This window comes from Actinotalea sp. JY-7885 (genome assembly GCF_014525465.1).
Taxonomy (GTDB): Bacteria; Actinomycetota; Actinomycetes; order Actinomycetales; family Cellulomonadaceae; genus Actinotalea.
This window is the reverse complement of sequence record NZ_JACEXH010000088.1, coordinates 1-14,535: the sequence shown is the minus strand read 5'-3', so window position 1 is coordinate 14,535 and position 14,535 is coordinate 1. Positions and strand designations below refer to the sequence as shown.

Annotated in this window: 11 protein-coding genes; 5 read left to right on the top strand and 6 right to left on the bottom strand. The window is 76.1% G+C overall.

What is annotated here, in order from left to right:
- Positions 1-42 precede the first annotated feature (42 nt).
- From IDM29_RS09715 to IDM29_RS09700, 4 genes are all read right to left on the bottom strand, one after another.
- Positions 43-2,718, bottom strand: coding sequence for an ABC transporter permease (locus tag IDM29_RS09715; RefSeq protein WP_182114244.1), 2,676 nt, complete (start codon positions 2,716-2,718; stop codon positions 43-45).
- Positions 2,718-3,509, bottom strand: a complete 792-nt coding sequence (locus IDM29_RS09710; RefSeq protein WP_182114243.1) for an ABC transporter ATP-binding protein — start codon at positions 3,507-3,509, stop codon at positions 2,718-2,720. The genes IDM29_RS09715 and IDM29_RS09710 overlap by 1 nt, the downstream gene beginning before the upstream one ends.
- Before the next feature lie 145 nt (positions 3,510-3,654).
- Positions 3,655-4,350, bottom strand: coding sequence for a response regulator transcription factor (locus IDM29_RS09705; RefSeq protein ID WP_182111786.1), 696 nt, complete (start codon positions 4,348-4,350; stop codon positions 3,655-3,657).
- Entirely contained in the window at positions 4,347-5,615 is a 1,269-nt protein-coding gene (locus IDM29_RS09700) for a sensor histidine kinase (protein WP_182111785.1), read from the bottom strand. Before IDM29_RS09700 ends, IDM29_RS09705 begins: the two co-directional genes overlap by 4 nt.
- A 146-nt stretch (positions 5,616-5,761) precedes the next feature.
- On the opposite strand from IDM29_RS09700, the gene IDM29_RS09695 reads away from it, so the two are divergent.
- The 5 genes from IDM29_RS09695 (at position 5,762) to IDM29_RS09675 (ending at position 10,826) form a co-directional block, all read left to right on the top strand.
- Positions 5,762-6,445, top strand: coding sequence for a response regulator transcription factor (locus IDM29_RS09695; protein ID WP_182111784.1), 684 nt, complete (start codon positions 5,762-5,764; stop codon positions 6,443-6,445).
- 6 nt (positions 6,446-6,451) lie between these two features.
- Entirely contained in the window at positions 6,452-7,777 is a 1,326-nt protein-coding gene (locus IDM29_RS09690; protein WP_182111783.1) for a HAMP domain-containing histidine kinase, read from the top strand.
- A gap of 23 nt (positions 7,778-7,800) precedes the next feature.
- The gene (locus tag IDM29_RS09685) at positions 7,801-8,955 is read left to right on the top strand and encodes a 5-(carboxyamino)imidazole ribonucleotide synthase (RefSeq protein ID WP_255491595.1); all 1,155 of its coding nucleotides are present in this window, start codon (positions 7,801-7,803) and stop codon (positions 8,953-8,955) included.
- 28 nt (positions 8,956-8,983) lie between these two features.
- Positions 8,984-9,538, top strand: coding sequence for a 5-(carboxyamino)imidazole ribonucleotide mutase (gene purE / locus IDM29_RS09680; RefSeq protein WP_182111782.1), 555 nt, complete (start codon positions 8,984-8,986; stop codon positions 9,536-9,538).
- A gap of 115 nt (positions 9,539-9,653) precedes the next feature.
- Positions 9,654-10,826, top strand: coding sequence for an acyltransferase (locus IDM29_RS09675; RefSeq protein ID WP_182111781.1), 1,173 nt, complete (start codon positions 9,654-9,656; stop codon positions 10,824-10,826).
- Here the strand turns inward: IDM29_RS09675 and IDM29_RS09670 are convergent.
- Both IDM29_RS09670 and IDM29_RS17525 read right to left on the bottom strand, forming a co-directional pair.
- Complete coding sequence (locus tag IDM29_RS09670) at positions 10,804-13,434, bottom strand: CAP domain-containing protein (protein ID WP_182111780.1); 2,631 nt, start codon at positions 13,432-13,434, stop codon at positions 10,804-10,806. The two genes, IDM29_RS09675 and IDM29_RS09670, sit on opposite strands and share 23 nt — an antisense overlap.
- Before the next feature lie 102 nt (positions 13,435-13,536).
- Positions 13,537-14,535 (bottom strand): LCP family protein (locus tag IDM29_RS17525; RefSeq protein WP_304518673.1); only part of this gene is annotated, 999 nt, incomplete at its 5' end.

Below are 14,535 nucleotides of genomic sequence, written 5' to 3'. Positions count from 1 at the left end.
GGGCCTGGGGACGACGGCGTCGTCCCCAGGCCCGCGCGGCACCTACTCCACGGTGAGCGCGGCGACCGGGGACGTCCTGGCGGCGCTGCGCCCGGGCAGCACCGAGGCCAGGAGACCCGCGAGCACCGCGACGAGCAGCACGAGGCCGAGGTCGCGCCACGGCACGACGAAGTCGACGGGGCCGACCGTGCTGAGCAGGGTCGCCGCGCCGGCCCATCCGTACAGCGTGCCGAGGAGCACGCCGACCGCGGCGCCGACCCCCGCGATGAGCATCCCCTCCACCGCCAGGGTCAGGCGCAGCTGGGCCCGGGACAGGCCGATGGCCCGCAGGGTCGCCGACTCGCGGCGTCGCTCCAGGACCGACAGCGAGAGGGTGTTGGCCACCCCGACGACCGCGATGACGACCGCGACGCCGAGCAGCGCGACCACCACCGCGAGCAGGGTGTCCACGACCTGCTGGTAGAAGGCCCGCTCGACGGCGGCGCCGGTGGTGTCCAGAGCCGCCCCGGTCTCGCTCGCGACCGCCGTGACCCGGGAGACGACGTCGGCCGCGTCCTCGCCCGCGCCGAGCCGCAGCCAGGTCCGCGTCACGGGCGCGTCGGGGCTGATCTGCTCGAGCGCGGCGGGCGTGACGATCATCGCCGACCCGGCCAGGTCGGTGACCACGGCCGTGAGGGTGACCCGGGCGCCGCCGTCCTGCGGTGCCTCGTCGGACGGCACCGCGACGGTGACGGGTGGCGCCGCCGGGCCCTGCGTCGGCGAGGTCACCTGCTCGGTCGGGCGGGCGGCGGACAGCGTCACCTCGTCCCCGGTCTCGATCTGCGTCCACATCGTCAGGTGCGTGGGAACCACGACGTGGGAGTCGTCCAGGCCCTCGAGGGCGTCGGGCGCCAGCAGCACCCGCGCCGCCGCGGCGGGGTCGACCGCGCGCACCTCGGTGAACGAGCCGGCCATGGCGCGCTCCGACTCGGGCAGGCGGTCGAGGCCGTCGACGACGTCCACCAGGGCCCCGGTCAGCTCCGTGACGTCGGCGACGCCGTCGACCGCGCGCAGCTGGTCCGCCAGTCCCGTGGGCAACGGCTCCGCGTTGGCCAGGGTGCCCACCGCGACGTCGACGGGGTACTTCCCCTCGAGCGTGCTCGTGAGGCTGGTGCGCGACGTGGCGGCTCCGGTCGCCATCATCCCGACCAGCGTCACGCCGATGAGCAGCGCGCTGCTCGTCGCCGCGGTGCGACGGGGGTTGCGGACGCTGTTGGCCGCGGCGAGGCGTGCCGCCGGGCCACCGGAGCGGGCCAGCACGCGCCCCGCTGACCCGACCAGGCGGGGGACCCAGAACACGGCTCCAAGGACGACGCCGACGAAGGACAGCGTGCCGCCGACCAGGCCCAGGGCGAGCCCGACGACGAGGTCGGCCAGGACGGCGACCACCGGGCCCAGCACGAGCGCCCCGGCCCCGCCCACGGTGAGGAGCCCGGCGGCCCAGAGCCGCAGGCGGCTCGACCGCTCGGCGAGCGTCGGCGTCCCGGCGGGTCGCAGGGCGGCCAGGGGAGCGACGCGCGTCGCCGCGACCGCCGGCGCCAGGGCCGCGGCGACGGTGACGAGCGTGCCGATGCCGAGGGGCAGGAGCACGGTGGCCGGCGTGAGCGTGATGCGCGCGGGCAGCGGGACGTCGCCGACGCTGCCGCCCAGGAGCGCGAGCGCGACCTGCACCACGAGGATCCCGACCGCGAGGCCGACGAGCGAGGACGCGGAGCCCACCACGAGCGCCTCGACGACGACCGAGCGGCGCAGCTGGGACCGGTCGGCGCCCACGCAGCGCAGCAGGGCCAGCGTGCGGGTGCGCTGGGCGACGAGCACCTGGAAGGTGTTGGAGATGACGAGCGCGGCGACGAGCAGGGAGACGCCGGCGAAGCCGAGGACGACGGCGGTGAACTGGTCCGCCTGCCCGGTCACCTGCGCCGTGATCGCGCGGCCCATCTCCTCCATGGTCCGCACGACGACGTCGCCGCCCAGGGCCGCCGTCGCCGTGGCCTGCGCGTCGGCGGGCGACGCGCCGTCGGCCAGCGCCGCCGTGGCGTGCCAGTACCGCTGCGGTTGCCCCTGGCCCAGCGTGAACGCGTTCCACTGGCGTCCGAGGCTCTCGACCACGACGCCCGACTCGGCGGTGGCGAACGTCGCGCTGGGCAGGTCCAGGATGCCGACGACCGTGAGGTCGTCGACCCTGACCCTGGTCGTCTCGGTGCCGTCGTCCCCGATGGTCCAGAACTCGATCGAGACCTGCACGGTCGTCCCGGGGCCGGCGCCGACGACCTGCGCGCTCTCCTCGGTGAGCGCGATCTCGCCGGCGGTCCGCGGGAGCGTCCCCTCGACGAGCGCCCCGGACCGCAGCGCGGGGTCGGTGGCCACCGTGCTGATCCCCGCGTAGGTCTGGCCCCGCGGGCCGGTGAGCTCGGTGCCGACCTGCGAGTACCCGTGCACGGCACGCACGCCCGGCACCGCCTCGAGCGTGGCGAGCGTCGCGTCGTCGACCTCGCCGTCGCTCACGACGAGGTCGGCGTCGCCGTAGCCGGCGGTGACGGCGTCGTAGACCGTCGACTCCATCGCGTCGGACGCGAGGAGCGTCGCGGTGACGAACGCCGTGCTGATCCCGATCGCGACGCCCGCCGCGACGAGCCGGCCCAGGCTGCGCCGCATCTGGGCGAAGGTCAGGCGCAGCATCACCGGGCCCCGGGCTCGTCGAGCGTGCGCAGCGCGTCCAGTCCGGCGAGCACGGACTCGGGCGTGGGCTCGGTGATCTCCCCGGCGATGCGGCCGTCGGCCAGCAGCACCACGCGGTCCGCGTAGGCGGCCGCCGACGGGTCGTGGGTGACCATGATCACGGTGCGGCCGAGCTCGCGGACCGACTGCCGCAGGAAGCTGAGGACCTGGGCGCCCGAGCGGGAGTCGAGGTTGCCGGTGGGCTCGTCGGCGAAGACGACCTCGGGCTTGGCGATCAGCGCGCGCGCGATCGCGACGCGCTGCTGCTGCCCGCCGGACAGCTCGCTCGGCCGATGGGAGAGACGCTGCTCCAGGCCGAGCGTGTCGACGAGCGTGCTCATCCACTCCCGGTCGACCGGTGTGTTCGCGAGCTCCAGGGGCAGCACCACGTTCTGCTCCGCCGTGAACATCGGCAGGAGGTTGAAGGACTGGAAGACGAACCCGATGCGCGTGCGGCGCAGGACCGTGAGCTCCTTGTCGCCGAGCTCCGACAGGGCGGTGTCGCCGAGGTACGCGGTGCCGGAGGTCGCCGTGTCCAGGCCCGCGAGCAGGTGCATCAGCGTCGACTTGCCCGAGCCCGAGGGGCCCATGATCGCCGTGAACGCGCCGGCCGCGAAGTCGACGTCGACGTCGACCAGGGCGTGCACGGCGGCATCCCCGGAGCCGTAGACCTTGCCGAGGCCGCGCGCCCGCACCGCGACACGCCGCGCCTCGGCCTCCGTCTCCGTGCCGGGTCGTGCGGAGCCGGGCATCGCGGCAGGGTCCAGGGCGGTGAGATCCACAGGTTCTTCTCCGGGGGTAGGTCGAGCGTGGTCCCGACGCTACGGGCGGGGCGAGCGGGGCGGCGTCGCGCCCTGGCATGGCCTCGCCCGCCCGGCCGTCATCCCGCGGGCGGAGTCAGGCGCCCGGCCGCACCAGCCCCGACTCGTACGCCGTGACGACCGCCTGCACCCGGTCGCGCGCGGCGAGCTTGGCCAGGATGCGTCCCACGTGCGTCTTGACGGTCGCCTCGGCGACGTAGAGGTCGCGCCCGATCTCCGTGTTCGACCGTCCGCGCGCCATGAGCACGAGCACCTCGCGCTCGCGGTCCGTCAGGTCGGCGAGGCCGGGGTGCGGCGTCGGCTCGGTCGTGTCGGGCAGGGCCGTGACGAGGTGCTCGAGCAGGCGGCGCGTGCTCGACGGCGCGATGACGGCGTCGCCCGCGTGGACCGTGCGGATGGCGGCGAGCATCTCCTCCGGCGGCGCGTCCTTGAGGAGGAACCCGCTCGCGCCGGCCCGGATCGCGGAGAGCACGTACTCGTCGAGGTCGAACGTCGTCAGCACGACGACGCGCGGCGTCGGCTCCCCGGTGGCGGTCAGCCGCGCGGTCGCCGCGAGCCCGTCGAGCGTCGGCATGCGCACGTCCATGAGCACGACGTCGCACGGCACCGCGGCCAGCCGGCGCAGCGCCTCGGCGCCGTCCCCGGCCTCGACGACCACCTCGAGGTCCGGCTGGGAGTCGATGACCATGCGGAAGCCCGCGCGGACGAGCTGCTGGTCGTCGACGAGACCGACGCGGATGGGTGCGGGTCCGGTGGGGTCGCTCGGGCTCACGGCTGCTGCAGCTCCTCGGTGCGGGGTGGGACGGGGATCTCGGCGCGGACACGGAAGCCGCCGCCGGGGCGCGGGCCCAACGACAGCGTGCCGCCCAGCATGGCGGCACGTTCGCGCATGCCCAGCACGCCCTGCCCGGCGCCGTCGGCGCCCGTCGCGGCGGCGCCGCGGCCGTCGTCCGACACCTCGAGGACGAGCGAGGTCGCGGTCCACTGGAGCAGGACGGTGACGGTCGGCGTCGGCCCGGCGTGCTTGAGCACGTTCGTCAGGGACTCCTGGCAGATCCGGTAGACGGTCAGCCCGGTCCCCGGGGGGAGCGGGCGGTCCGTGCCCATGCGGACCAGCGAGACCCGCATGCCGCTCGCGCGGACCTGCTCGACGAGCTGGGCGATGTCACCGACGGCGGGCTGGGGGGTCAGGTCCGGGATCGCGGCGGGCTCTGACGCGCGCCCGCCGCCCGTGGGGCCGGCGGTGGTGCCGGTGGCTCCCGCGCCCGAGAGCTCCGGCCGCAGCACGCCCAGCAGGCGGCGCATGTCGGCGAGCGCGGCGCGGCCCGTCTCGGAGATCGTCGTCAGGGACCGGGCCGCGGCGGCGGGGTCGCCGGCCGCGGCGTACCGGCCGCCGTCGGCCTGGGCGATGATCACGGACAGGGAGTGGGCGACGATGTCGTGCATCTCGCGCGCGATGCGGGTCCGCTCGGCCGACGTCGCCAGCTGCGCCTGCTGGTCGCGCTCCACCTCGAGCCGCAGGGCGCGGTCGACGAGCGAGTCGATGCGCTCCCGCCGCGACCGGCGGACCAGCGCGAACGCGAAGACGCTGACGGCCAGGAGGCCGACGACGAACGCGACCGACACGGCGGCGTCCGGGCCCTGCTGCGCCGCGAGCACCGCCGTCCCGAGCACGACGGCCCCCACGAGCGCCCCGCCGATCGCCGTGCGGTAGGCCCACACCGGCCCGTGCACGGTGACCGAGTACAGGGCCACCAGGACGAGGACGTCGGCGGGCAGCAGGAGGGGGTGGCCCAGCACGATGTGCGTGAGGCCCAGGCCGTAGATCGTCGCGGCCGACGCGGTCGGCAGCGTGCGGCGCCAGGCCAGCGCGACGAGCATGAGGGTGGCGAAGACCAGCGCCGCGGTCGCATCGGTGCCGGGGGAGAAGCCGGCCGTGGCGGGGAACAGCACGAGCCCGACCAGCGCGGCGCCGGCGGCGTCGACGCTGAGCCGGTGGGACTCGTCCCAGGCGCCGACCCGCTCCCACCAGTGCACGCGGCAAGCGTAGGGGTGGCGGCTACAGGCGGCGTCGGACCCCGGGCCCAGGCGCGCGCCGCCACCGTCCGCCCGCGGGGGGACCGCCGCGCCGCGGGGGACGTGGGTCTGGCCACGCGGGCCGGGACGTGACTTAGCATGACCACATGACGCAGGTTCTGTTGGCGGAAGACGACCCGGCCATTGCCGAGCCCTTGGCCCGGGCCCTCGGGCGTGAGGGCTATGAGGTGGTCGTGCAAGGCACCGGTCAAGGTGCGATCGACGCCGCGCCTGGCGCGGACATGGTCATCCTCGACCTCGGCCTGCCGGACATGGACGGCCTGGACGTCGCGCGCTGGATCCGGCAGCAGGGGCTGACCACGCCCGTGCTGGTCCTGACGGCCCGCGCGGACGAGGTGGACCTCGTCGTCGGGCTGGACGCCGGGGCCGACGACTACGTGACCAAGCCCTTCCGCCTGGCCGAGCTGCTCGCCCGCGTCCGCGCTCTGCTGCGCCGCTCGCACGCCGACGGCGGCGACGAGGGCGACGTCGCCGCCCAGGACGTCCGCCTCGACCTCGGCGCCCACCGCGCGTTCCAGGGCGAGCGCGAGCTCCACCTCACGGCCAAGGAGTTCGAGCTGCTGCGCGTCCTGGTGCGCGACGCCGGCACCGTGGTGCCGCGCGAGACGCTCATGCGCGAGGTGTGGGACACCGACCCGAGCGGCTCGACCAAGACGCTGGACATGCACGTGTCGTGGCTGCGCCGCAAGCTGGGCGACGACGCCAACGCCCCGCGGTACATCTCGACGGTGCGAGGCATGGGCTTCCGCTTCGAGACCGGCGCCGGCTGACCCGACGTGCGCCGCCGCGTCCTGCTGGCGACGATCTCGGCCGTCACGGTCGCGGTCGTCCTGCTCGGCTTCCCCCTGGCGTTCTACGGCGCCCGGCTGATCCAGGAGGCGGAGGAGCGCGACCTCCACCAGCGCGCCGAGGCCCTCGCGCGCCAGGTGGAGAGCCGCCTGGCGACGGACCGTCCGCTCGACGACGAGCTCCTCGAGGTCTACGTCGGCGGCGACGGCGAGCTCCCGGCGTCGGTGTCGGTGGTCACGGCGTCCGGTGAGCGCTTCCAGGCGGGTGAGCCGGTCGAGGGTCGCGCGTACCCGGAGGTCGTCCGCACGGACTCGGGTGCGGTCGTGCTGCTCACGGCGTCGTGGTGGGACGTGTTCTGGCGGTCGGCGGGCGCCGTCGCGCTCGTCGCCGCGGCCGCGGTCGTGGCGTTCGCGGCCGGGATCGCGATGGCCCTGTGGCAGGCCCGCCGCCTGGCCGCGCCGCTCGTGTACCTCGCGGCGAGCGCGGAGCAGCTGGGGTCCGGGCAGGTGCGGCCCCGCCTGGAGCCGTCCGGCATCGAGGAGATCGACCTCGTCGCGGCGGAGCTGGCCCGCAGCGCGGACCGCCTCGCGGGCCGTCTCGCCGCGGAGCGGCAGTTCGCCGCCGACGCCTCGCACCAGCTGCGCACACCCCTGACCGCGCTGACGATGCGGCTCGAGGAGATCGCGGCGGCGACCGAGAAGGAGGAGGTCCGCGAGGAGGCCCGGATCTCGCTGGAGCAGGTGGAGCGCCTGGTCACGGTCGTGGACGACCTCCTGGCCCGCTCGCGCCGCGCCCAGGGCGGCACGACCGAGGCCGTCCACCTGCGCGACGTCGTCGACCAGCAGCGCGAGGAGTGGACGCCGTCCTTCGCCTCCGCGGGCCGGCGGCTCGAGGTCGAGGTGCCGCCGGGCACTGCCGTGCTCGCGACGCCCGGCGCGCTCGCGCAGGCGCTCGCGACGCTGATCGAGAACTCGCTCGTCCACGGCGCCGGCACCACCACCGTGCGCGCCCGCCCGTCCGGCGCCAGCGGGGCGATGGTCGTCGAGGTGAGCGACGAGGGTCCCGGCGTGAGCGACGACCTCGCGCCGCGGATCTTCGAGCGGGAGGTCACCTCGGGCAAGGGCACCGGCCTGGGCCTGGGCCTGGCGCGCGACCTCGTCGCGGCCGACGGCGGCCGGCTCGAGCTCGCGCAGCGGCGACCGGCCACCTTCGCGATCTTCCTGGCCGGGGTGCCCAAGACGCTGGACCCCGACGTCGTGCTGCCGCGCGGCTCGCTCGTCTCGACCCGCAAGGGCCGCCGCCCACGTCGCTGAGCCGGTTGTTAGGCTCCCCGCTCGTGACTCTCGTGGCGGTGGTGGGCGGCGGCCAGCTGGCCCGGATGACGGCGCCCGCGGCGACCGCGCTGGGAGTGGGGCTCCGGGTTCTCGTCGAGTCCCCGACCACGTCGGCCGCGCAGGTCGTCGCCGACGCTCCCGTCGGCTCGCCGCAGGACCCGTCCGCCGTCGCCAGGCTCCTCGGGGAGCCGTTGCCCGCGGTGCTCACCTTCGAGCACGAGCACATCCCGGCCGCGGCCTTCGAGGCCGCCGCCGCGGCGGGCGTGCCCGCGCGGCCGAGCGCCGAGGCGCTGGTCCACGCGCAGGACAAGACGGTCATGCGCCGGCGCCTCACGGAGCTCGGCGTACCGTGCCCGCGGTGGTCCCCGGTCGCGGACGCCGCGGCCCTGGCGACCTTCCTGGAGGACGTCGGCGGCGAGGCGGTGGTCAAGACCGCGCGCGGCGGGTACGACGGCAAGGGCGTGCGGGTGGTGCGCTCCGCCCACGACGTCGCGGAGTGGTTCGCCGCGGCGCGGATCGGCGGCCCCGCGCTGCTCGCCGAGGAGAAGGTGCCCTTCGTGCGTGAGCTGGCCGTGCTGCTCGCGCGCCGCCCGTCCGGCGAGGTGCGGGTGTGGCCCGTGGTCGAGACCGTCCAGCGCGACGGCGTGTGCGCCGAGGTGCTCGCGCCCGCGCCCGACCTCGACCCCGAGGTGGAGCGCGCCGCGGTGCAGGCCGCACGCGCCGTCGCCGAGGGGCTCGACGTCACGGGCGTGCTCGCGGTCGAGATGTTCGAGGTCGCCGGCGGTGACCGCGGGCGCGTGCTGGTCAACGAGCTCGCGATGCGACCGCACAACTCCGGCCACTGGACCATCGACGCCGCCGTGACGAGCCAGTTCGAGCAGCACCTGCGCGCGGTGCTCGACCTGCCGCTGGGGGAGACGGCGGCCCGTGCGCGCTGGGCCGTGATGGCGAACGTGCTCGGTAGCTCGCTCGAGCGCCTCACGGACGCGCTGCCCGCCGTGCTGGCCGCGGACCCGGCCGCGAAGGTGCACCTGTACGGCAAGGAGGTGCGGCCCGGGCGCAAGCTCGGCCACGTCACCGTGACGGGCGAGGACCTCGCCGACGTCCGCGCGCGCGCCGCGCGGGCCGCCGCGATCCTGCGCGGCGACCCCGCCTGACCGACCCACCCGGACCGAGGAGCACGACATGGCTGACCGCACTTCCCCCGCACCGCTCGTCGGCGTCGTCATGGGCTCCGACTCGGACTGGCCCGTCATGGAGGCAGCCGCGCAGGCGCTCGCGGAGTTCGGCGTGCCGCACGAGGTCGACGTCGTCTCCGCGCACCGGATGCCGCAGGAGATGGTCGACTACGGGCGCACGGCGGCCGAGCGCGGCCTGCGCGTGGTGATCGCCGGCGCCGGGGGCGCCGCGCACCTGCCGGGCATGCTCGCGGCGGTCACGCCGCTGCCGGTCATCGGGGTGCCCGTGCCGCTCGCCCACCTGGACGGCCTGGACTCGCTGCTGTCGATCGTCCAGATGCCCGCCGGCGTGCCGGTGGCGACCGTCTCCGTCGGGGGAGCGCGCAACGCGGGCCTGCTCGCGGTGCGCGTCCTGGCCGCGGGCGGCGACGACCGGGCCGCGGCCCTGCGCGAGCGCATGACGGCGTTCCAGGGCGACCTGCGTGACCAGGCCCACGCCAAGGGCGAGCGCCTGCGTGCGCGGCACCGCCCGGGCGGTGCGGTGACCGGCTTCGGGGCCTGAGCACAGGGCGCCGCACGGCGCCCTCGGGGTCCGTGCTCGGCGGGCGAGGTCAGGGGACCTCACCTAAGGTCACGGGATGGTCACGGCCCTTCGCGCACCACAGGTGCCGCACGCCGTGCCCTCTCCCCGCACCCCGGAGGGCGGCCGCGCCGGTACCGCGGCGGGCTCCCGGCTGCGCACCCTGGACGGGCTGCGGTTCGGCGCCGCCGCCGGCGTGCTGCTCTACCACTTCACCGCCCGGTGGAGCACGGCGTGGGGCGAGGAGCCGGCGGCGCGCTTCGGCGAGCTCGGCCGCGTCACGAGCTACTTCGCCCTCGGCCCTGAGCTCTTCTTCGTCATCAGCGGCTTCGTCATCCTCTGGAGCGCCTGGGGCCGGAGCGTGCCCGCCGTCGTGGGCTCGCGCGTCGGCCGCCTGTTCCCGGCGTACTGGACCGCCCTCGTCCTGACGAGCGTCCTGCTGCTGGTCCTGTGGCCGGACGGCAAGGACATCACCCTGGGCCAGGTGGCGGTCAACGCGACCCTCCTCCAGGAGGTCTTCGCCGTCGCCCACGTCGACGGCGTGTACTGGACGCTGTGGGCCGAGCTGCGGTTCTACGCGATCGTCGTCGTCCTGGTCGCGGTGGGCCTCACCCGGCGCCGCGTGCTCGCGTTCTGCGCGCTGTGGCCCCTGGCCGGGCTCGTCGCCGAGCACGCCGGGGCGTCGTGGGCGCAGACCCTGCTGGTGAGCCGGTACGCGCCCCTCTTCGCGGGCGGGATGCTGCTCTTCCTCATCCACCGCGACGGGCACGCCCGCCTGCCGTGGGCGCTCGTCGGGCTGAACGTGGTGGTCGCGCTGGTCAACGTCGTGCCCGCGCAGCTCGCCTCGCTCAGCCGGAACACCGCGTTCGTGCCGTCGCCCGTGGTCCTCGGGCTGCTCGTCGTCGGCTGCTTCGCGGCGGTCGCGGCGCTGACGCTCACGCGGCTGGCGCGCGTGGACCTGCCCGTGCTGACGACGCTCGGGGTCCTCACCTACCCGCTGTACCTCGTGCACGAGTACTGGGGCTGGTGGACCATCCACCTGCTGCACGACGCGGTGCCGACGCCGGTGGCGCTGCTCGCGGCGGTGGCCGTGTCCCTCGGGCTCGCGTGGGCCGTGCACCGCGTGGTCGAGAAGCGCGCGCAAGGGCCCCTGCGCGCCGCGGTGGAGGCGGGGCTGTCCCGCCTCGTCGCGACGTACCGCCCCCGCGGCGGCGCGGTGACCAGACCCCGCGCGGAGGACCGCGCGCTCAGGACGGCGGCTGGTCGGTGAGGTAACCGAGGACGTCCACGACCACGTGGGTGCGCCCGCCCGCGGGCTGGTCGGTGTGCACCACGACCTCGCCATCGGCGCCGATGGTCGCGACGACGAGGTTCGCGGTGTCGACCCGCGGGATGTAGTTCAGGGACGACGTCGGTGGCGGCGCGGTCGAGCCGGCGGTGCGCGGGAACACCCGGAGGTTGCCGATCGTCGTCGGCGCGACGGCGATGACGTTGAGCACCACGGCGGTGGCGTGGTCGGGGACCGTCCCGCGCACGGAGAGCGCCCGGCTCGTCCCGCCCACCAGGGCCCCGCCGCCGGACCGCGTGTCGAGCACGCGGTCCGCGTCGATCGGCACGAGCCCCGAGCCGGGGACCGTGTAGCCCACGACGTCGAGCACGACGCGCAGCCGGTTGCCCGCGCTGGTCTGGGAGACGTAGCTCAGGGCGCCGTCGTCGGAGAGCTGCACGAGCGCGGCGTTCGCGCGGTCGCCGTCGGCCGCGTAGTTGAGGTTGGACGTCGGGGGCGGTGTCGCGCCCGCGGGGAACAGCCGCAGGTTTCCGGGTGCCCGCGACCCGGCGGCGGTCACGTTGAGCAGCACGGCGGTGGCGTCCTCGGGCACGCCGGCGCGGCCGGCCACATCCAGGCGGACCGCCTGCCCGGGCACCACGCCCGAGCGGTCGTCGAGGCGCTGCGGCATCTGGACCGTGACCGCCGACCCGGGGAGCAGGTAGCCGACGAGGTCGACCACCACGCCCGCACGCGACCCGCGCACCTGGTAGCAGACCTTCCCGCTCGCGGGCACCGCGACGACGGCCGCGTTGGGCACGTCGGCACCCGGGACGAAGTTCACGGTGCTCGCGGCCGGCGCGGGCGTCGAGCCCGTCCCCGCGGTGTCCGGGTAGACGACGACGTGGCCGGGCCCGGTCGGGCGGACGGTCGTCACGTTGAGCGAGACGCTCGCGGCGCCGGCCGGCACGCCGGTGCCGGCGCCGGTCACGCTGAGGCACGTGACCGCGCCGTGCGTCGTCGACGTCGTCCGCGAGTCGTGGACGCGGACGGGCGGGACGGCGACGTACGCCCGGTCGTCGAGGCGGATGGTCGCGGTCCGGGACGTCGCGGAGCCGTGCGGGGTGGTCACGACGAGGCGGAGCTGGGCGCCGTCGTCGGCGGCGGTGAGCCCGGTGAGCGTCAGGGTCCGCGCGTCTGCCGACGGGACCGCCGACCACGTGCCACCGGTCCGGCGCTCCCAGCGGTACGTGGCGCCGGCCGCGCGGGACACCGTCGCGCTCAGGAGGACCGAGCCGCCCGTGGCGAAGACCGTGTCCTGCGGCCCGCTCGTGACGCCCGGGTCGCTGAGGACCGTCAGCACCGCGGCGGGCGAGGTGGCGGTGCCGAGCGGGCTGGTCGCGACCGCCCGGACGCGCAGGCCGTCGTGGGCGGCGTCGGGCGTGAACGTGTACGTCGTGCCCGTGGCGCCCGCGATCCTCGTCCAGGTGCTCCCGCCGGTGCTGCGCTCCCAGGCCACCGTCGGCGCGGGCGACCCCGTCGCGGTGACGCGGAACGTCGCCGCCGCGCCGAGGTCGACGGTCGTCGCGACGGGCGCCGAGACGGTGGGTGCCCCGGGGTTGAAGAGCCTGACCTCGTAGGAGTGGCTCGCGGCCGCGGCGTTCTTGATGCCGCTCACGGTCACGGAGTAGACGGTCTCGGCGGCCCCCGACGGCTTCGTGATGTTCCCGACCGTGAAGGCGAGCGTGGGGTTGCCGTAGCCGCGGGCCGGCCGCGAGACGGTCACGGGCAGCGCCGCGCCCCCGGGGCCCCGGACGCTGACCGTCGCGGCGGAGAAGTCCGCGTCGGGGGCGGACGAGGTGAGCGACCACCGACCGAGGGGCTCGAGCGGGACGGGGAAGTAGCCGGCCGTCGGCCAGGGCACCCAGGCGGGCGCGGTCGCGCCGCGGTTGCGGCCCGAGTCGACGACCCGCAGGGCGTTGGCCGAGTTCCGGCCGTACGTGACGCCGCTGCCCGTGGTGGTGGCGATGCCGACGGCGGTCGTCGACAGCTGCGGGTAGAGCAGCCACCGTCGGTGCCCGAGGTCCCGGCCGGCGTCGTGCTCCTCGGTCAGGTAGCCGTTGACGAGCGCCGCCGCGGTGGGGACCGTGCCCCACGCGATCCCGATGTTCGAGCCGGCAGCCGCCTTCCTCGCGGCCTCCGTGAGGCACTCGGAGCTCGGGTTCGGGTAGTGCGCGATCGTGTCGTTGCGCGAGAAGACGACAGCCGCCTCCTGCGTGCTCGCGGCCAGCGCCGGGTCCTCGGTCACGGCGTCCAGGCCGGCGAGCCCGCGCGCGTAGTTCCAGGCCGCGAGGACCTGGGTCCTCGTCGACGGCGAGACGGAGCCGCGCGTGCAGCTCGCCGGGACCGCGGTCGAGGACACCGCCGCGGTCGTGGCGGCCGCAGGCGCCCACCGCGCGAGGTAGCCGGCGTCCACGGCCGCACGGCTCGCCGTGTCGACGGCGTTCGCGGACGCGGCCCGGGCGGGGGCCACCGGCCCCGCCGGCGTGACGACGCCGATGGCGACCGCGAGGACGGCCGCAGCGACGCACGCGCAGAGTCTGCGGATCATGTCGGTCCTATCGGCAGCCCTCCGAGCGGGATGAGCCGCGTTCACCCGGACGGCCGTCGCCCGTGTGAGGTCCGGCGTGTCGGAGGCGGGTCCCGACCCGGCTCAGCCCGGCAGGCCGCCGACGGGTCCGGGGGGCAGGGAGCCGTCGCGGATCCCCGCCCAGAAGCCCGGCGTGGCGTCCGGGTCGAGGAGGACGGTCGAGCCGACGCCGCCCGGGCGGTGGTCCGGGTCGGCGATCGGCGGCGTCCCGGTGATGCCCTCGGGGCCGGTGGCACGGCGGAACGCGAGCGCGAGGCGGCCGAGGTCCACGACGCCCGTCCCCTCGCTGACCGCGAGCGCGTCGGTGCCCGCGCGGACCAGCGACACCTGGCGGCCCGGGTTGCGCAGCACCGCAGGGTCCGCCAGTGCCGAGCTGAGCGCGGCGATGAGCTGCTGCTGGCGCTTGGCGCGGCCGACGTCGCCCTCGGGGTCGTCGTAGCGCATGCGCGCGAAGGCGAGCGCCGTCGGGCCGTCGGCGACGTGGCAGCCCGCCGTCCAGACGAGGCCGCTCAGCGGCTCGTTCACGTCGCGGTCGAGACACAGCTCGACGCCACCCACCGCGTCGACGACGCCCGTGATGCCGCCGAAGCCGATCTCGACGTAGTGGTCGACGGTCAGGCCCGTGAGCTGCTCCACGGTCGCCGTGAGCAGGGGCGCGCCACCCCAGGAGAAGGCGGCGTTGAGCTTGTTCGCGCCGTGGCCGGGGATCTCGGCGTACGTGTCGCGCGGGAGGCTGATGAGGGCGGCCGGCCCCGACTCGGGAGCGTGCAGCAGCATGATCGTGTCGGTCCGGGCGCCGATCGTGCCGTCCTCGGGCACGGCGCCGTCACCCCGCGCGTCCGAGCCCGCGAGCAGGTACGTGGTACCGGGCGTGTCCGCGGCCTCGCTCAGCGCCGGGACGTGCTCGAGGCGCCCGTCCGCCCAGAGCACCAGACCGATCGGCCAGGCCAGCAGGAGCGCGACGACGACGGTCGCCGCCACACCGAACCGGCGCCCTCGCCGTCGCGGCCGCGCGGGGGCGACGGGCGGCCGGTCGACCGCCGGTGCCGCGCCACCCGCCCG